The organism is Streptomyces sp. A01, assembly GCF_059026195.1.
Genome location: NZ_JBWLKN010000038.1, coordinates 17,132 through 35,043, shown reverse-complemented (window position 1 = coordinate 35,043; position 17,912 = coordinate 17,132). Strand labels below are relative to the sequence as shown.

The 17,912-nt window shown below is 71.7% G+C and carries 15 protein-coding genes; 2 read left to right on the top strand and 13 right to left on the bottom strand.

Features of this window, described 5'->3' with window-relative positions:
* Positions 1 to 828, bottom strand: a complete 828-nt coding sequence (locus tag AC5P1B_RS32520; protein WP_493891596.1) for an enoyl-CoA hydratase family protein — start codon at positions 826 to 828, stop codon at positions 1 to 3.
* Between the two features lie 544 nt (positions 829 to 1,372).
* Here AC5P1B_RS32520 and AC5P1B_RS32515 point away from each other — a divergent pair.
* Positions 1,373 to 1,759, top strand: coding sequence for an ATP-binding protein (locus AC5P1B_RS32515; protein ID WP_493891614.1), 387 nt, complete (start codon positions 1,373 to 1,375; stop codon positions 1,757 to 1,759).
* 60 nt (positions 1,760 to 1,819) lie between these two features.
* On the opposite strand, the gene AC5P1B_RS32510 is transcribed toward AC5P1B_RS32515, so the two are convergent.
* From AC5P1B_RS32510 to AC5P1B_RS32455, 12 genes are all read right to left on the bottom strand, one after another.
* Positions 1,820 to 3,280, bottom strand: a complete 1,461-nt coding sequence (locus AC5P1B_RS32510) for an amino acid permease (RefSeq protein WP_493891595.1) — start codon at positions 3,278 to 3,280, stop codon at positions 1,820 to 1,822.
* A 364-nt stretch (positions 3,281 to 3,644) separates the two neighbouring features.
* Positions 3,645 to 4,649: an ornithine carbamoyltransferase gene (gene argF, locus AC5P1B_RS32505; RefSeq protein WP_493891594.1), complete on the bottom strand. Its 1,005-nt coding sequence runs from the start codon at positions 4,647 to 4,649 to the stop codon at positions 3,645 to 3,647.
* Between the two features lie 245 nt (positions 4,650 to 4,894).
* Entirely contained in the window at positions 4,895 to 6,118 is a 1,224-nt protein-coding gene (locus AC5P1B_RS32500; protein WP_493891593.1) for an arginine deiminase, read from the bottom strand.
* A gap of 354 nt (positions 6,119 to 6,472) precedes the next feature.
* Positions 6,473 to 9,166 carry a polynucleotide kinase-phosphatase gene (locus AC5P1B_RS32495; protein WP_493891592.1) on the bottom strand — a complete coding sequence of 898 codons (2,694 nt, stop codon included), beginning with the start codon at positions 9,164 to 9,166 and terminating at the stop codon, positions 6,473 to 6,475.
* On the bottom strand, positions 9,163 to 10,842 hold the full coding sequence (locus AC5P1B_RS32490) for a 3' terminal RNA ribose 2'-O-methyltransferase Hen1 (RefSeq protein WP_493891591.1): 1,680 nt from the start codon (positions 10,840 to 10,842) through the stop codon (positions 9,163 to 9,165). The genes AC5P1B_RS32495 and AC5P1B_RS32490 overlap by 4 nt, the downstream gene beginning before the upstream one ends.
* 104 nt (positions 10,843 to 10,946) lie before the next feature.
* A complete protein-coding gene (locus tag AC5P1B_RS32485; protein ID WP_493891590.1) occupies positions 10,947 to 11,141 on the bottom strand; it encodes a hypothetical protein in 195 nt (64 codons plus the stop codon).
* A 61-nt stretch (positions 11,142 to 11,202) separates the two neighbouring features.
* Entirely contained in the window at positions 11,203 to 12,120 is a 918-nt protein-coding gene (mmuM, locus tag AC5P1B_RS32480; protein WP_493891613.1) for a homocysteine S-methyltransferase, read from the bottom strand.
* Between the two features lie 109 nt (positions 12,121 to 12,229).
* Positions 12,230 to 13,153 carry an LLM class F420-dependent oxidoreductase gene (locus AC5P1B_RS32475; RefSeq protein WP_493891589.1) on the bottom strand — a complete coding sequence of 308 codons (924 nt, stop codon included), beginning with the start codon at positions 13,151 to 13,153 and terminating at the stop codon, positions 12,230 to 12,232.
* Positions 13,154 to 13,635: 482 nt separating this feature from the next.
* Positions 13,636 to 14,109 (bottom strand): DUF6099 family protein, encoded by a 474-nt coding sequence (locus tag AC5P1B_RS32470; protein ID WP_493891588.1) that lies wholly within the window; start codon positions 14,107 to 14,109, stop codon positions 13,636 to 13,638.
* Between the two features lie 129 nt (positions 14,110 to 14,238).
* Entirely contained in the window at positions 14,239 to 14,619 is a 381-nt protein-coding gene (locus AC5P1B_RS32465) for a nucleotide pyrophosphohydrolase (RefSeq protein WP_493891587.1), read from the bottom strand.
* Positions 14,591 to 15,895: an AAA family ATPase gene (locus tag AC5P1B_RS32460; RefSeq protein WP_493891586.1), complete on the bottom strand. Its 1,305-nt coding sequence runs from the start codon at positions 15,893 to 15,895 to the stop codon at positions 14,591 to 14,593. Before AC5P1B_RS32460 ends, AC5P1B_RS32465 begins: the two co-directional genes overlap by 29 nt.
* A gap of 55 nt (positions 15,896 to 15,950) precedes the next feature.
* On the bottom strand, positions 15,951 to 16,367 hold the full coding sequence (locus AC5P1B_RS32455) for a cell division protein SepF (RefSeq protein ID WP_493891585.1): 417 nt from the start codon (positions 16,365 to 16,367) through the stop codon (positions 15,951 to 15,953).
* A gap of 675 nt (positions 16,368 to 17,042) precedes the next feature.
* Between AC5P1B_RS32455 and AC5P1B_RS32450 the strand changes: the two genes are divergently transcribed.
* Entirely contained in the window at positions 17,043 to 17,726 is a 684-nt protein-coding gene (locus tag AC5P1B_RS32450; protein WP_493891584.1) for a TetR/AcrR family transcriptional regulator, read from the top strand.
* The last annotated feature ends 186 nt before the right edge of the window (positions 17,727 to 17,912 follow it).

The window sequence follows — 17,912 nt, the reverse complement described above, 5'->3', positions numbered from 1 at the left end:
CTACCGCCCCCGCCACTTCGGCGCGCGTTTGCCGGTGAAGGCCGCGTGGAATTCGGCGTAGTCGGCGCTGTGCATGAGCAGCGCCTGGGTGGACGCGTCGAGCTCGATCGAGGCGGCGAGCGGCATGTCCAGTTCGGCGGTGAGCAGGGCCTTGGTCTGCGCGTAGCCGAGCGCGGGCCCTTCCGCGAGGCGGCGGGCCAGGACTGCGGCCTCGATATCGGCGCGCCCCTCGTCGGCGAGCTGGCTGATCAGGCCGATGCGCTCCGCCTCGGGCGCGCGCACCGGGTCGCCGAGCATCAGCAGCCGGGTGGCGTGCCCCAGCCCGACGACGCGGGGCAGCAGGTAGGCGGCGCCCATGTCGCCGCCGGACAGACCGACCTTGGTGAAGAGGAAGGCGAAGCGGGCGGAGGGGTCGGCGACCCGGAAGTCGGCGGCGAGGGCGAGCACAGCGCCCGCGCCCGCGGCGATGCCGTGCACCGACGCGATCACCGGGAACGGGCACTCCCGCAGCGCCCGGACGACCTGGCCGGTCATCCGGTTGAAGTCGAGCAGAGCGTCGGTCTCCATGCCGAGCGTCGCGCCGATGATCTCGTCCACATCGCCGCCGGAGCAGAAACCGCGGCCCTCACCGCCGAGTACCAGGGCGCGGACCGATCGGTCCCGGGAGAGTTCGGCCAGCAGATCGCGCAGATCCGCGTACGCGCCGAAGGTGAGCGCGTTGAGCTTCTCGGGACGGGCGAGGGTGACGGTGGCGACCGCGCCGTCGAGCGTGAGGCGCAGATGCCGCCACTCGTCGGTGGGTGACGCGGAACCGGTGAACGGACTCATACGCACGGTCTCCTTCAGCCGGACGGCTGGTGCCTGCCCATCGAAGCTATCACCGTAATGTGACTGTCGTCACGAGTACGCGATAGTGGCGGACCAGCGACGGACACGGAGGGCGCAGGAGCGGGTCACGCGGGCGTGCGCGGGCGGGGCGTGCGAGATCGCCGCCCGCCTCGCGGTGCGCATCGGCCGCGCGGGTGGGGCGCGCGGGCGTGCGCGGGTGGGGCATGCGCGCGTGCGGGCATGCGGGCATGCGGGCGTGCGGCGCCGATTTGGGGGGCGGGTTTGCCGACTCGGAGCGCGGGGCCTGGGCGCGGCTCGGCTCACGGATGTGGCGAAGGTCCCGTCTTTGGGGCCCGACTGCCCCTGCCCGGCGAAATGTCCGCTTCGTACGGTAGAGAGGTGCCCGTCACCAGGGCGCTCTTCCGCCGAAGGAACGATTCCCTTGTCCGACCACGATCCAGGCCCTGATACCGGCCCCAGCCCCGCTGCCCGACCTGGCTCCGGCCTCGGCCCCGCCCCAGCCGCCGCAGCCGCTTCCTGGCATGTGTCGCTGCCGCACAGCCCGGCCGCCGTGCCTCTCGCCCGCGCCCTGATCCGCAAGGCTCTGGCGGACATCGACATGCCGGACTGCGACACCGCCGAGCTGCTGACTGCCGAACTGGTCGGCAACGCGGTGGCGCACACCGCCGACGACGAGCCCATCGAGCTGGTGGTGGAGATACTGCCGACCGGCTGCCAGGTCGAGGTGCACGACCGGAACCCGGACGTCCCCGCGCACCTGGAAGGCCCGGTGCCGCAGGCGGACCCGCACGAGCTCGCTGAGGACGGCCGCGGCCTGCTGCTGATCAGGACCCTCAGCGCGGACTCCGGCTACCGCCCCACGCCGCACGGCAAGGCCGTCTGGTTCGTCCTGCCGGCGGCGTCCGGGTAGCCCCCGCCGGCAGCTGTGCCGGCCACGGTCGCCGCCCCGGCCCCGTCCCCGGCTCCGGCGTCACGCCCGCGAAGAGGACGACTCCAGCGGAGCGTCGTCGGCCACGTCCGCCGCGGCGGCCCTGGCGGCCAGCCGTGAGCGGCGCCGCCCGTATCCGAGGTACACCAGCACGCCCAGCAACACGAAGGCACCGAACTGCAGCCAGGCGGTCGAGCCCGTGCCGTACATCAGGTAGACGCCGCAGACGACGCCGAGCACCGGGGTCAGCGGGAACAGCGGGGCCCGGAAGGGGCGGGGCAGTCCGGGCCTGGAGCGGCGCAGGGCGATCACGCTCACATTGACCACGACCATCACGGCGAGCGTCCCGATGGTGGTCAGGTCGAGCACCACGTCGAGCGGCACGAAGGCGGCCGGTACCGCGAAGACCGCCGCGACGATCCACGTGTTGGCCACGGGGGTCGACGTCACGGGCGAGATCCGCTCGAAGACACGGGGCACCAGGCCGTCGCGGGACATCGACATCAGGATGCGGGTCTGCCCGTACATCACCGCCAGGACGACGGAGGCGATGGCCACCACGGCGCCGAAGGCGATGACGCCGCCGCCCACGGTCGAGTCGGTGACCTGGTTGACGATCATGGAGAGGGCCGCGGGCTTGCCCGCGACGTCGTCGGCCGACATCGCGCCGATCGCGGCGACGGCGACCAGGCAGTAGAGCAGCGTGACGACACCGATGCAGATCATGATGGCGAGCGGAACGTTCCTGCGCGGGTTCTTCACTTCCTCGCCGGCCGTGGTGATCGCGTCGAAGCCGATGTACGAGAAGAAGGCCACCGAGGCACCGGCGGTCACCCCGGCGACGCCGTGCCCGGCGAACGGGGTCAGGTTTCCCGCCTCGTAGGCCGTGAAGGCGATCACGCAGAAGAGGACCAGCACGCCGATCTTCAGGACGGCCATCGCCGCGGTCGCGCGGGCGCTCTCCCGCACCCCGCGCACCAGCAGCGTCGCGGCCAGCGCGATCACGATCACGGCGGGCACATTGACGACACCGCCCTCGCTGGGGCCGCTGGAGAGCGCGGCGGGCAGGTGCCAGCCGGTCAGGCTCTGCAGCAGCTCGTTGAGGTACTGCCCCCAGCCCACCGCGACGGCCGAGACCGACACGCCGTACTCCAGCAGCAGGCACCAGCCGGTCAGGAACGCCACACCCTCGCCGAGGGTCGCGTACGCGTAGGAGTAGGAACTGCCCGAGACCGGGATGGCGCCGCCCAGCTCCGCGAAGGAGAACGCGGTGAGGACGCAGGTCACAGCGGCCAGGACGAACGAGATGACGGTCGCGGGACCGGCCTCGGCGACCGTGTCGGAGAGCCCGACGAAGATGCCGGTACCGACGATGGCTCCGACACCGAAGCACACGAGCTGGAAGAGCCCCATGGTGCGTTTGAGGCCGTGGCCTTCGAGGTCCGCGCCGGACTCGGCGATGAGCAGGTCGGGGGACTTGATGCGCGGGGAACGCGGACGCATGGGGTGGTTCTCTTCTCGGTCTCGCAGGTGGTACTGACCGCGTGGGGTGGGCGGCCCGGCTGGCGGGGTGCGCGGGTGGGCGCTGCTCCGGTACGCCTGGCCGGCGCCCGGAGAATCTGCTCGGGAGAATGCGTTCTGGGATTCCGGGGGTGCTGCGGTGCTGCGGTACTGCGGGTTTCCGGGACTGCGGGAGCTGCCGGATCTGCGCGGGCGCGCAGAAGTGGGGCCCGAGCCGGTGAGCTCGAACCCCACTGAATGGCGTCATCCTAACCATGCACCCCGCACGGACGCTGTATGACTATTCACTCATTGCCCGCCGTCGCCATGCCCGCCCCCGGGTCGGGTCCGCGACGCGCGGCGCCGGTCACTCCGCCAGCGAGGCGACCAGCACCGCCTTGATCGTGTGCATCCGGTTCTCCGCCTCGTCGAACACCACGGAATGCTCGGATTCGAAGACCTCGTCGGTGACCTCCAGCGAGGTCAGCCCGTGCCGCTCGTGGATCTCCCGGCCGATGCTCGTGCCGAGGTCGTGGAAGGCGGGCAGGCAGTGCATGAAGCGCACCGCCGGATTGCCCGTGGCACGCAGCACGTCCATCGTCACGGCGTACGGGCCGAGCAGGGCGATCCGCTCATCCCACATCTCCTTGGGCTCCCCCATCGACACCCAGATGTCGGTGGCGACGAAGTCCGCGCCCCGCACGCCCTCGCCGACGTCCTCCGTGAGGGTGATGCGGGCGCCCGAGGCTTCGGCGAGCCGGTGGGCGCACACGACGATCTCGTCGTCGGGCCACAGCGGCTTCGGGGCGACGATCCGCACGTCCATGCCCAGCAGCGCGGCGGTGACCAGGTAGGAGTTACCCATGTTGTAGCGGGCGTCACCGAGGTAGGCGTACGCGATCTCACTCAGCCCCTTCTCGCTGTGCTCGCTCATGGTGAGCACGTCGGCGAGCATCTGCGTGGGGTGCCACTGGTCGGTGAGGCCGTTGAAGACCGGCACCCCGGCATGCGCGGCCAGTTCCTCGACGACGTCCTGGTCGGCGCCGCGGTACTGGATCGCGTCGAACATCCGCCCCAGCACGCGCGCGGTGTCCTTGACGGACTCCTTGTGGCCGATCTGGGAGCCGTTCGGGTCCAGGTAGGTCGTCGACGCCCCCTGGTCGGCCGCCGCGACCTCGAAGGCGCAGCGGGTGCGCGTCGAGGTCTTCTCGAAGATCAGGGCGATGTTCTTGCCCGTCAGCCGCCGGGTCTCGGTTCCCGCCCGCTTGGCGGCCTTCAGCTCGGCGGCCAGCTCGACCAGACGCACGAACTCGTCGGCGGTGAAGTCCACCTCCTTGAGGAAGTGGCGGCCGGAGAGGGCATCTGTCGCCATGGCAGGCTCCTAGGTCACAGCGTTCAGTCACAGCAGTCGGGAAAACCCCGGAAGCATATACGAAGCTCAGCATTAATATGCAACCAGTGCGGTGCTGCCGGGCTCGCCGCCCGGTCGCCATGGTCGCGCGGTGACGCGCGCGGCGCCCCTCGCACGCCCTACGCGAAGGCGTGGATACGCCAGCACGGGAGCACGGGAGCACGGGAGCACGGGAGCACGCGGATGTGCGAACACGCGGATGTGCGCTAGACCGGATCGCGCTCGACCGGGCAGCTCATACAGCGAGGGCCGCCCCGGCCCCGGCCCAGTTCGCTGCCCGGGATCGTGATCACCTCGATCCCGCGCTTGCGCAGGGAGGTGTTGGTGGTGGCGTTGCGCTCGTACGCGACGACCACGCCCGGCTCGACCGCCAGCACGTTGCAGCCGTCGTCCCACTGCTCACGCTCGGCCGCGTGCACATCCTGGGTCGCGGTCAGCACCCGGATCGCGTCCAGGCCCAGGGCCGCCGCTATGGCCCGGTGCATGTGCTCCGGCGGGTGGTCGGTGACCTTCAGCTCGCGCTCTTCCGCGCCCGGTTCGATGGTGTACGAGCGGAGCATCCCCAGCCCCGCGTACTGCGTGAAGGTGTCCCCGTCGACCATGGTCATCACCGTGTCCAGGTGCATGAACGCCCGCCGCTTGGGCATGTCGAGCGCCACGATCGTACGGGCGGAACCGGCGGCGAACAGCCCGCGCGCCAGCATCTCCACGGCCTGCGGGGTCGTCCGCTCGCTCATTCCGATGAGCACGGCGCCATTGCCGATGACCAGGACATCGCCGCCCTCGATGGTGGAGGGGTAGGCCGCCTGCCCCTCCGACCAGACGTGGAAGCCGCCGTCGGCGAACAGCGGATGATGCCGGTACACCGCCTCGTAGTGCACCGTCTCGTGCCAACGTGCGGGCCAGCGCATCGCGTTGATGGACACCCCGTCGTACACCCAGGCCGAAGCGTCGCGGGTGAAGAGGTGATTGGGCAGCGGATGCACCACGAAGTCGTCCGGCTCCATGGCGTGGAAGCGCACGGACACCGGCTCCGGCTGCCGCTCCAGGAACTCCCGCTTGGTCTCCCCTCCGACCAGCGCCTCGGCCAGCTCGGCCGCTGTCAGCTTCTCGTAGGCGGTCCGCAGGTGATCGGTGGCCAGTGGGCCGTACTCCTTCTCGTCGAAGACGCGGTCGAGTACGAGCGTCCGCGCCTCGGGCACCTCAAGGCTCTCCGCCAGCAGATCGCCGAAGAGATGCACCTCGACACCCCGGTCGCGCAGCACGTCAGCGAACCCGTCGTGCTCCTGCCGGGCGCGCCGCACCCACAGCACGTCGTCGAAGAGCAGTGCGTCCTTGTTGCTCGGCGTGAGCCGCTTCAGCTCCAGATCAGGGCGGTGCAAGATGACGCGGCGGAGCCGCCCGGCCTCTGAGTCGACATGGAATCCCATAGACCTATCCTGTCCCCAAGCCGGCCGCCGCACATCGCCTGCGGACCGGTTCGATCACCTCACCGCCGCGCCCAGCCGCCGTCTGCCCCGCCGCCGTCACCGCCCTGTCCTGCCCGCCGCCGGGCTCCGTGCCCCCGTCCTGCCCGGCGCCTGGCCCCGTGCCCCGCCCGCGCCCGGGCGGCAGGAACCGCGCCGGGCGACGGGCAGGCGGGGCGGACGGACGGGACAGCGGCGGGGGGCGACGGAGCCGGACGGGGCTGCGGAGACCGACGGGAACGCCGAGGCGGACGGAGACTTGCCGACAACTGTCGGCAACCGTCACCGCGGTCACCGCCGTCATGGCACTCACGGCCGTCACAGCCGCGGATCGACCGGCTCCGCCTCCAGCGCGAGGACCGCGAACACCGCCTCGTGCACCCGCCACAGCGGCTCGCCACCGGCGAGCCGGTCCAGTGCCTCCAGACCCAGCGCGTACTCCCGCAGGGCGAGCGAGCGCTTGTGGCCCAGCTGCCGCGCCCGCAGCCGCTCCAGGTTCTCCGGGCGGGTGTACTCGGGACCGTAGATGACGCGCAGGTACTCCCGGCCCCGGCACTTGATGCCCGGCTGCACCAGCTTGCCCGCCTCCGTACGCGCCAGCGCCTGGACCGGCTTGACGACCATGCCCTCACCGCCGCCCGCGGTGAGGTCAAGCCACCACTGCATACCCGCGGCCACCGACGCGTCGTCCTCGGTGTCGACAAAGAGACGGCCGGTGCGGCGCAGCAGCCCGCCAGCGTCGCCTTCGACGAGCCGGTCGAGCCAGCCCAGTTGCTCGTCATGCGGTACGGAGGCGAGATTGCGGCCCTGCGCCGCGAGCAGCTGGAAGGGGGCGAGCCGCACACCGTCCAGCCCGTCGACGGGCCAGCAGTAGCGCCGGTACGCCTCGGTGAACGCCTCCGCGTCCACCGCCCGCTCGCGCTGCCGTCCCAGCAGCTCCGCCACGTCCACGCCGCGCGCGGCCGCCGCCTCCAGCGCCCCGAGCGCCGGGGGGAACACGGTGCGCGCGGCCGCGCCCACGGACGCGTACTGGGAGCGCAGCAGCCCCTCCGCCTTCAGCGACCACGGCATCAGCTCGGCGTCGATGAGCAGCCAGTCCGTGTCCAGCTCCGCCCACAGCCCGGCCTGGCCGATGGCATCGCCGATCCCGCGCAGGACGCGCCCCGTCAGCTCGGCGTCGGTGAGGAACGACCGCCCGGTACGGGTGTGCAGCGCGCCGGTCACACCCTCCGGCGCGCCGAAGCGCTCCCGTGCGACGTCCGCGTCACGGCAGACCAGGGCCACAGCCCGGGAACCCATGTGCTTCTCCTGGCACACCACGTGCCGCACACCGTCCGCGCGGTACGCGGCGAACGTCTCAGCGGGGTGCTCCAGATAACCGGGCTCCTTGGAGGTCGCGCAGGGCGCCATGGTCGGCGGCAGATAGGCGAGCAGCCGTGGGTCCACGGCGAACCGGCTCATCACCTCCAGGGCGGCGGCCGCGTTCTCCTCCTTCACCGCGACGCGGCCGTGCTGCCGGGTTTCGACCACCCGGCGCCCGGAGACGTCGGTGAGGTCGAGCGGGCGACCGTCGGCTCCGCCGGGCGCCTCGCTGGCGAGCGGCTTGACCGGCTCGTACCAGACCCGCTCGGCGGGGGTGCTGACCAGCTCGCGCTCCGGCCAGCGCAGCGCGGTCAGGGACCCGCCGAAGACGCAGCCGGTGTCGAGGCAGATGGTGTTGTTCAGCCAGGACGGCCGGGGAACCGGCGTGTGGCCGTAGACGACAGCGGCCCGGCCCCGGTAGTCCTCGGCCCACGGATAGCGCACCGGCAGCCCGAACTCGTCGGTCTCGCCCGTCGTCTCCCCGTACAGCGCGAAGGAGCGCACCCGGCCGGAGCTGCGGCCGTGGTACTTCTCCGGCAGCCCGGCATGGCAGACCACCAGCTTCCCGCCGTCCAGCACATAGTGGCTGATCAGCGACCGGACGAACTCCCTGACCCGGTCGCGGAACGCGGGGTCGTCGGCGTCCTCCTTCGCCAGCTGCTCGATGGTCTCGGCGAGGCCGTGCGCGTGCCGCACGGTGCTGCCCGCCAGGTAGCGGCCGAGCTTGTTCTCGTGGTTACCGGGCACGCACAGCGCCGCACCGGACGCCACCATGCCCATGACCAGGCGCAGCACCCCGGGGCTGTCCGGGCCCCGGTCGACGAGGTCGCCGACGAAGACAGCCGTGCGCCCCTCGGCGTGCGCGGCGTCCACGGGGCGGCCCGACGCATCCCGCCGTAGGGCATAGCCCAGCTTGCCGAGCAGGGTCTCCAGCTCGGCGCGGCAGCCGTGGATGTCGCCGATGATGTCGAAGGGGCCGGTATGGTGCCGCAGGTCGTTGTAGCGCCTCACCAGCGTGACCGTGGCGCTTTCGACCTCCTCGACACCACGCAGGACGTGCACCTTGCGGAACCCCTCGCGCTCCAGGTGCCGCAGTGAACGCCGCAGCTCGCGCTGGTGGCGCTGGACGACATGGCGCGGCAGCGCGGCCCGGTCGGGCCTTGCGGCGTTGCGCTCGGCGCAGACCTGCTCGGGCACGTCGAGCACGATGGCGATGGGCAGCACATCGAACTGCCGGGCCAGCGCGACGAGTTGCTTACGGCTCTCCGGCTGGACGTTGGTCGCGTCGATGACGGTCAGCCGCCCGGCGGCGAGCCGCTTGCCCGCGATGTAGTGCAGCATCTCGAAGGCGTCGGCGCTGGCGCTCTGGTCGTTCTCGTCGTCGCTGACCAGCCCACGGCAGAAGTCGGAGGACAGCACCTCGGTGGGCTTGAAGTGTTTGGCGGCGAAGCTGGACTTTCCGGAGCCGGTGGCGCCGACGAGCACCACGAGGGACAGGTCGGTCACGTCGAGCGGGCGCGCGCCGGGCGCCTCGTCCGCTATCCCGCTGACCGGTTCCCCGGATGCCCCGCCGGGCGTCTCGACGGCCATCTCACTGGGCGTCTCGTTCGGCGTCTCGTTCGGCGTCGCGCTGGGCGTCTCGCTGGTCATGCGGCCTTCTCCTCCTTCGGGCTCATCGGGCCCGGGGCGTGTTCCGGGGCTGGTTCCGGGGACTCCGGGGCTTGGCCTGGGGTCCGGTCCCGCGTCGGGGCGTGCGTCGGGGCTGGGGGCCGGGCCTCGCCCTGCGGCTGGGGGCCGGTGGGGCGCGGTGCGGACTTCTCTACGGCCTTCTTCGCGTCGTTCTTCTTTGCGTCGTTCTTGACGTCGTTCTTCACGTCCTTCTTCTTGACGTTGGTGAAGACCGCGAGCTGCGTCGGAGGTCCGACCTCGGGGTCGTCCGGGCCGACGGGCCTGAACTCCACGTCGTAAGCGTGCCGTTCCGCCACCTCAAGCGCCCAGCTGCGGAACTCCTCACGGGACCACTCGAAGCGGTGGTCGGCATGCCGTACATGCCCGGCGGGAAGGGTCTCCCAGCGCACGTTGTACTCCGCGTTCGGCGTGGTCACCAGCACCACTCGCGGCCGCGCCGCCCCGAACACCGCGTACTCAAGGGCGGGCAGCCGGGGCAGGTCGACATGCTCGATCACCTCGCTCAGCACGGCCGCGTCGTAGCCTTTCAGCCTGCTGTCGGTGTACGCGAGCGAGCCCTGAAGCAGCCGTACGCGGTCCGCCTGGCGCTCCGGCAGCTGCGCGAGGCGCAGCCTGCGCGCCGTCGTGCTGAGGGCGCGCATCGACACATCGACGCCGACGACCTCGGTGAACCGTGCGTCCTTGAGCAGCTCGCCCACCAGCTGGCCCTGCCCGCAGCCGAGATCGAGCACCCGCGTCGCCCCGGTCTCACGCAGCGCGGTGATGAGCGCCTCGCGACGCCGCACGGCGAGCGGCACCGGCGCCTCTTCGGTGTCGCTGGCCTCGTCCACCGCGTTGTCGAACCGCTCGGGCTCGCTGTCGTCCGCCTCGGCGAGCCGGGCGAGTTCGAGCCGCTCCAGCGCCTCGCGGGTGAACGACCCGTGCCGGACGAGGTAGCGGTCGGTGATCAGCTGGTGCTCGGGGTGGTTCGCCAGCCAGCCCTCGCCGGACCGCAGCAGCTTGTCCACCTCGTCGGGCGCCACCCAGTAATGCTTGGCGTCATCCAGCACCGGCAGCAGCACGTACAACTGGCGCAGCGCGTCGGCCAGCCGTGACCGCCTCTCAAGCACCAGACGTACGTACCGCGAGTCGCCCCACTCGGGGAACCGCTCGTCCAGCGGCACCGGCGTGGCCTCCACCGTCCAGCCAAGCGGCGCGAACAGCCGCTCCACCAGCGCCGGGCCGCCTCGCGCGGGCAGCACGGGCACCTCGACGCGCAGCGGCAGCAGCCGCTCGACCAGGTCGGGGCGCGCCTTGCACTGGCCCTTGAGCGCGCTGGAGAACACCGCGCTGAGCGCCACGGCCAGCAGCGACGACGCCGCGTACGGCCGGTCGTTGACGTACTGGCCGAGCGTGGCGCCCCCGGCGGGCGCGCCGCCGCCCTTCCCGCCCCTCGCCCGGCGGACCAGCGCGACCGCGTCAACTTCGAGCAGCAGCGCCGCCGTACAGCGCTCGGGCGACGCCTCGGGGTAGAGGACATGGGCCGTGCCATGGGAGGTCGAGAACTGTTGCGCCTTGTCAGGATGCTTGTGCAGCAAGAATCCAAGATCGGTCGCAGGGCTCTCGTCGGTACCGGTGGTGGTGATCGTCAGGAACACGTGCCCGAGTATCACCCGGCGCCACGTCCGCCTCCTATCGATTTCTCACAGCACTTTCCCACGGCTCGTTCCTCCGGGCTCGGCCTCACCCGGCGCCCCCTGCCTCACAGCACCGCCCGCTCCACGGTCCTGCCGTACTCGCCCTTGGCCAGGTGCGCGTTCCTCACCCCCTCTCCGTGTCTCGATGCCCGCTGGCCGTTGCCCACTTCCCCGCGCTCGGCGCAGCCCGAAGCAGCGGCGCGGCCGAGGGCCGGGACGTGTCCGCTGGCGGTCTCCCGCGCCGGAACACGCCGGGACACGCTGGGAAACGTTGGGACACGCCGGGGCACGCCGGGCCCTGACGGCAGGGCTGCCTGCCGCCTAGTCCGGGCGCGGTCCGGCCAGGGCCACCGCGAGGCCGGCGATGCGGTCGGGCCCCACCCGGCAGCAGCCGCCGATGAGCCGCGCGCCGCTGGAGCGCCACTCGGCGACGCGTGCGGGATCGAACGTCGCCCGCCCGCGCCAGCCATCCGCCGCCGCATCCCACCGCTCCCCGCTGTTCGGATAGACGACCACCGGCTTTCGCGTGGTCTCGGCGGCGAGCCGGACGGCACGGTCGGCGTCGGCGGGCATGCAGCAGTTCACGCCCACCGCGATCACCTGGTCGTTGCCAGTGGTGAGCGCGAACGCCCGCTCCAGCGGCTGTCCGGCCCGGGTCTCCCCACCCTCCGCGCTGTACGACAGCCACACCGGCACACCGCATCCGTCCGCCGCCCGCAGCATCGCCTCGGCCTCGTCCGTGTCGGGGACCGTCTCCAGCGCGAGGACGTCGGGCCCGGCCTCGGCCAGCGCCGCGATGCGCGGCCGGTGGAACTCCTCCAGTTCACCAACGCTCAGCCCGTACCGGCCGCGGTACTCGCTTCCGTCCGCGAGCATCGCCCCGTACGGCCCGACGGAAGCCGCCACCCATACCGGGCCACCACCGACCGGCCGTTCCGCGACCCGCTCACCCGTGGCACGCTCTGCCGCCCGCCGGGCCAGGCTCACGCTCCGCCGCAGCAGCGCGTCCACCTCGTCCCGGGACATGCCGCGCCGCGCGAAGCCCACGTAACTCGCCTGGTAGCTGCCGGTGATGAGCACACGCGCACCCGCCCTCACATACGCCGCGTGAGCCGCCTCGATCTGCCCTGGATCGTCGGCGAGCAGCCGGGCCGACCACAGCCCGTCCGACAGGTCGCAGCCCTGCACCTCCAGCTGGTGGGCGAGCCCCCCGTCAAGGAGGACCGTCCCCCGCGCCAGCGCCTCGGCAAGGGAGGACCTGGGGGCGGGCGGCCCGCTGGCTGGCGGCCCGTCGCCGGGCGGCGGGGCGACGGGCGGGGTGGGCTTCACGGGAACACCTCCGCGATCCTCAGCTGAGCTGGGACTGCACTTGCGAGGAAATGAGCTCCAGATGGTCGAGGTCGTCAAGGTCGAGGATCTGGAGATACACGCGGGAAGCCCCGATGGCCGCGTAGCGACCGATCTTGTCGACCACCTCATCGGGTGACCCCGCGAGCCCGTTGGCCTTCAGCTCCTCCACTTCCCGGCCGATGGCCGCGGCACGGCGGGCGACCTCGGCGTCGTCCTTGCCGACACACGCCACCAGCGCGTTGGAGTACACCAGGTCGTCTTCCTTGCGACCGGTGGCCTCAGCCGCCGCCCGCACCCGGCCGAACTGCCGCTCACTGTCCTCAATGGAGGCGAACGGGATGTTGAACTCGTCCGCGTACTTCGCCGCGAGCTGTGGCGTACGGACCGCCCCGTGCCCGCCGATGAGCAGGGGGATCTTGGGCTGCGCCGGCTTGGGCAGCGCGGGCGACCCGGTGAGCTGGTAGTGCTTGCCGTCGTGGTTGAAGACCTGGCCTACCGGGGTCTGCCAGAGGCCGGTGACGATCGCCAGCTGCTCCTCAAGCCGCCCGAACTTCTCCTTCGGGAAAGGAATGCCGTACGCCCGGTGCTCCTCCTCGAACCAGCCCGAGCCCAGGCCGAGCTCCACCCGGCCACCGGACATGTGGTCGACCTGCGCTACCTGAATGGCAAGCACCCCGGGCAGCCGGAACGTGCCCGCGGTCATCAGCGTGCCGAGCCGGATGCGCTGGGTCTCCCTGGCCAGCCCCGCCAAGGTGATCCACGCGTCGGTCGGCCCCGGGAGGCCGTCGGAGCCGCCCATGCACAGGTAATGGTCGGAACGGAAGAAGGCGTCGAAGCCAAGATCCTCGGTCGCCTTCGCGACGGTGAGCAGGGTGGCGTAGCTCGCCCCTTGCTGGGGCTCGGTGAAGATGCGCAGATCCATGTACTCCATCCTGCACTCTTCGGCGCACGTCAACTACGTGTTCCTCTCCCGGGCCAGAGGGCATCGGTCGAGTGAAACCACCTCGACGCGGCCAGCCGCGCCAGCCCTCGGCAGTGACCAGCCCTGGCGGAGGATCGTTGGCCCGGCGGAGCCGGAGCGCCCGGCGCGCTCCCCTCGGCCCAGGCCGCCAGAGCCGGTGGCCGCACCCTCTCCCCGCCGGGAGCACAGGCCCCGAGAAGACGCCACACGGCAGGAAACCACACCCGAACCGGGTGCGTCGGCACATCCCAGCCGCCACCCGGCCGCTTCCCAGCCGCCATCCGACCGGCCCAGGGCCGCCACCCAGCCGGCACGGCCCCACCGCCGTGGCCCGACCCGGCGCTCGGGTCCGGTCCGCGCCCGCCCGTCAATCCCGCCGCATCGCTCTTCCAGCTCCTGCCACCGCGCATACCGGGCCGTGGCCGCGCCCGCCTACGGGAGGGTTACGCCGCACCACCCTCCGCCTGCTGCGACAGCTCCCTGAGCATCCCGAACACGCGGTCCCTGGACTCGTCGGCGGCGTCCACCGCCTCGACGCACTGCCAGTACAACGCTTCCTCATCCGCTACGCAGGCCACCTCGACCAGCGCTATCCCCACTTCGCCGAGCAGCACCCCGAGGGCCAGTAACGCCCGCCGGGGGTCGCGCACTTCCGTGAGCCGCATGGCCCTTATGCCCCCGGTTCGCAGCGCGGGGTGGCTCAGCGCGGGCCGGTGCAGCGCACCGCACGCCCTGCCGCCCGCCTCGCTCAGCCCCTCGGCCTCCCAGCGCGCCGCTGGTATGGCGCTGCCCGCGAAGTACCCACCGATCACCTCAGCGAGTGCCTGCGCCTGCCACGCCTCGGCGACTATGTCCTGCACAGTGCCCGACTGTGTCAGTGCCTGCCGGGTGGCTTCGATGAGCCGCATCGCCTCCATGCCCCGTTCCCCTCTCCGCCGCCGCGCCCACGCGGTCACTCATTCGCTACCCAGAGTGATGAATAACAGGCAGAAAAGCTAGGGGAATTCAGGAATCTGTGGACAACAGTTACGCTGTGGATAACCTTGTCACTCCGGAGAGTGACGATCGCCGCCCGCGTACCGCGTCGGCGAACCCACGGGGAACCGCAGCTCATTGCGCTCGATCTTGGCGGCCAGCGCCTTCAGCACATCCACGCCGAGCGCGTCGCAGAACTGCAGCAGATACGCGAGGACATCGGCGACCTCGTCCTCCACCCGTCCCGCCGTCCCGGGGTCGGCCATCACCCGCGCCGACTCCTCAGGCGTCAGCCACTGGAAGATCTCCACCAGCTCGGCGGCCTCGACGCTCAGCGCCGTGGCCAGGTTCTTCGGGGTGTGGAACCGCCGCCAGTCGCGTGCGGCCGCGAAGTCGGCGAGCCGCCGCTGCAGCGCCGCGAGATCAGGGTCGGGGTGAGATGCCTTGGTCACTCCCCAGGTCTACCACTGTCAGCCCGGGTACCCCGAACGCACCCTCACGCCCGCCCGCCCCGCACCCCTCACCGGCTAACTCCCGCGCGGCCCGCTCCCCGGCGGCCCGCTCCCCCGCCCGTGCGGTGGCCCTGACCCTGGACGCGGCCGCCGACGCCGCCCCGGGGACCTCGTGCACGGCGCCCACCAGCCTGATGTGGCCCCGCTCGCACATCCGCCCCGCGAGTTCGAGCAGCAGCCGGGCCTGCCGCCGGTCCAGGCACCGGTCGAAGCCATCGGCGAGCACGGTCAGCGTCTGCCGGGCCGGAAGCACATCGGCCACCGGGTCCATGGCGAGGACGCCGGGCCCGGTCAGCAGCACCAGAGCCAGCCCCAGGTAGCGCAGTTCTCCGTCGCCCAGCCGCTCCACGGGTGTCCGGCCGAAGGTCCCCCTGCCCAGCACCGCCCGCACCGTCGCCTGGGCGTGCTCCCCCGGTTTGCCGCTCGCGTCGGCCATGACGTCCTCGGCCACCAGCTCCGCCACCGCGGGGCCCGCGCAGCCCGCACGTACAGCGGCGACGAGCGCCGCATGCCGGGTGCCGCACTCCTCACCGGTGCGGCGCAGCACGGCCGCCAGGTTGTCGCAGCCGCCGCGCAACTGCCCGTCCTTGCGTCCCGCCGGTGCCCGCATCGTCTCCGGCCTGGGGTCGCAGGCGAAGACGGAGCGGAGCGCGACGACGACCTGTTCGGCCGCCGCGAGAGCCAGCCGCTGCCCCGCCGTCTTGCCCGCGATACGCAGCGGCAGTAACGCCGTCGCCAGCCGGTCGTCGGGCAGCGGAGCCCGCGTGACCTGCACGGCTCCAGCCGTGTACCAGGCGGCTTGGACCGCGCGGCGGCGCGGGTCGCGCAGCGCGGTCTCCAGCAGGGTCTCGCCGGCGCCCCTCATGCGCTCGCCCACGATGCGCAGTTCGGGCTCGGCCTGCACGGCGACATCGAGCTGGACGGGGCCGACCGGGCCGTCCACAGTGCAGCCGATGCGGAAGCCGCGCCGCCCCTGCGCGTCGGGTCTGGCGTACTGGGGAACGCAGCCGCCGGGATCGGGGAAGACCTCGGTGAGCTGGTCGCCCGCGGCGAGCCCGGCGAGTGCCGCGTACGCCTGGAGCGCACCGGACTTTCCGCTTCCGCTCGGTCCGGTGAACAGGGTCACGGGGCTCAGCGGAAAGACCGCGCCCCGGTGCGTCTTGAAGGCGGAGAGCCTCAGTTCGGTCACGGAGGGCCGCTGCCCGGGTGCGCTCATAGTACGGAACGTATCGCCGCCGCGTTCCGCCGAACCGTTACACCGTCGGGCCGTCCTACGATCGGGGGACAGGCGCTCCGGCCATGGTCCGGAAGGCGGGCTTGAGTTCGGGCTCGTCGACCTCCGTGCCGACCGGTGCGAGCAGGAAGACGTTGGTGTCGACCCGGTGCATGCCGCTGCCGAGGCCGAAGACGACACCGCTGGAGAAATCCAGGATGCGCTTGGCGACATCCAGGTCGGCGCCGCTCAGGTCGAGCAGGACGGGGATCTGCGCCATCAGGTATTCGGCCACCTCGCGCGCGTCCGCGAAGCACTGGACCCGGATGACGACGAACTGCCGCTGGTCCTCTTCCGCTTCCTCCTCGGGCAGCGCCCTGTGGTTGGGCCAGGACGGCCACGCGTTGCTGCTGCGCAGCGGAACGACTTCGGCAAGCCCCTCCCACTGCTCGTCGGTGACGTCGTGGCTGTTCACCGGTCCACCCCGCAGGCATGTTCGCTGGATATCTGCATCGGGCGATTCTATGGATAAGCGCATCATGCGGCCGCGCAGCGACACAGGTGACGGAGCGGAGAGTGACGTACGTGACGTCGGGTGAGCGACCACCGGGCCCCGGAGGCCGGGCGACTGGGGAGAGCCGGCCCGGCCCCCGTAGGCGACGCAGCCGCCCGACCCCTGGGTCGCGCCCGGGGCGTCGTACGCCCGCGTCTGTGGGCAGCCGCCGTCCGCGTGCGCGGGCGGCCGTCCGCCCACGTCGCGGACGGATTCCGTCCACGTCTGGAGGTCAATGTCCGTACAGGGCGGACGTGTTGCGGGTGTCCGTCGCGGAGACAGCCTCAACGGCCGTTCTCCGCGACGGAGTTTCCCCCGTGTTCCCCCGTAGTTCCCCCGTTGCACCGCACCGCGGAACCCGTGGTGCGGGGTTCCCGGGCACCCCCCGTGAGTGCCCGGGACGACCGCCTGGGGGCCGTAAACAGCCCCTGAGCAGCACGAGTTAGGAGAGGCGGCGGTGAGCCCCCCGTTTGCGCTTCCCCCGACACCACCGCCTCTACCCCCTGAGCATCACATGCCTGCGAGGCAAAACTCAACGCTGCGTTGAGTTTTGCCGAAAGTGCGTTACAAGCCGATCGAAGAGTTACGGTGAGCCACATGGACGACCACGGGGACGAAGCACCACACAGAACGCTGCCGCCCCCGGCTCCAGCCCAAGGCCGCAGACGCCCACGGCTGAGCCGAGGGGACCGCAGGGAGGTCGCGATTCTCGACAGCGTCGTCCGCTTGCTGCGGGAGCGGCCAGCGACGAAGGTCACAATCGAGGAGATCGCCAAGGGCGCCGGGCTCTCCCGGCCATCGGTGTACTTCTACTTCGACAGCAAGCAAGCGATCATCGACGCCGCAGTTCAGCGCGTTATGGGAAGCCTTCTGTCGGCGGCGGCGGCCGTCGCCGGCGACGACGGGATCTCGCTGGAAGAATCACTCGATGGGCTGATCAACAACGTCCTGAACACCTGGCAGGAGCACGGGCCGCTGTTCTGCGCGGCCATCGACTACGTCGGCAGGGACATGGACGCCCGTATCGCCTGGCGGGACGTGCTGGAGGCGGGTGCGGTCTCACTCGCCGCCATGCTCGAACGGGACCGGGCCCGTGGCCTGGTCAAGACCGGCGGAGACGCGCAAGCGCTGGCGGTCGCGGCGCACTGGATGGTCGAGCGCAATTGCTACATGCTGTTCAGCCGCGAGCATTCGGCCGCCGAGGAGCATGACCTGCGCGCGACGATGGTCCTCAGCGCCCGCCGCGTCCTCGGGCTGCCCGATCCGCCTGCTCTCAGCTGAAGTGTCGTACGCCACCGCGTACACCGCGTTCCGTACGCCCCACTCCGCTCTCATGCGCCGCGCTCGATACGTGCCACGCTCCGGCCCACCCGCCCTCGCGCCGTACGAGGTCGCCTTCGCATCGTAGACAGCCGTCGGCCCGCACCGTACGGAACCGTACGAGACTGCCTCCGGATGCCCTGAGCG

Bases quoted from the DNA above. Each gene is read 5' to 3' on its own strand.
- AC5P1B_RS32510 (WP_493891595.1), bottom strand. From the start codon at position 3,280: ATGCGTCCGCGTTCCCCGCGCATCAAGTCCCCCGACCTGCTCATCGCC.
- AC5P1B_RS32520 (WP_493891596.1), bottom strand. From the start codon at position 828: ATGAGTCCGTTCACCGGTTCCGCGTCACCCACCGACGAGTGGCGGCAT.
- AC5P1B_RS32450 (WP_493891584.1), top strand. From the start codon at position 17,043: ATGGACGACCACGGGGACGAAGCACCACACAGAACGCTGCCGCCCCCG.
- AC5P1B_RS32460 (WP_493891586.1), bottom strand. From the start codon at position 15,895: ATGAGCGCACCCGGGCAGCGGCCCTCCGTGACCGAACTGAGGCTCTCC.
- AC5P1B_RS32470 (WP_493891588.1), bottom strand. From the start codon at position 14,109: ATGGAGGCGATGCGGCTCATCGAAGCCACCCGGCAGGCACTGACACAG.
- AC5P1B_RS32495 (WP_493891592.1), bottom strand. From the start codon at position 9,166: ATGACCAGCGAGACGCCCAGCGCGACGCCGAACGAGACGCCGAACGAG.
- AC5P1B_RS32475 (WP_493891589.1), bottom strand. From the start codon at position 13,153: ATGGATCTGCGCATCTTCACCGAGCCCCAGCAAGGGGCGAGCTACGCC.
- argF (WP_493891594.1), bottom strand. From the start codon at position 4,649: ATGGCGACAGATGCCCTCTCCGGCCGCCACTTCCTCAAGGAGGTGGAC.
- AC5P1B_RS32500 (WP_493891593.1), bottom strand. From the start codon at position 6,118: ATGGGATTCCATGTCGACTCAGAGGCCGGGCGGCTCCGCCGCGTCATC.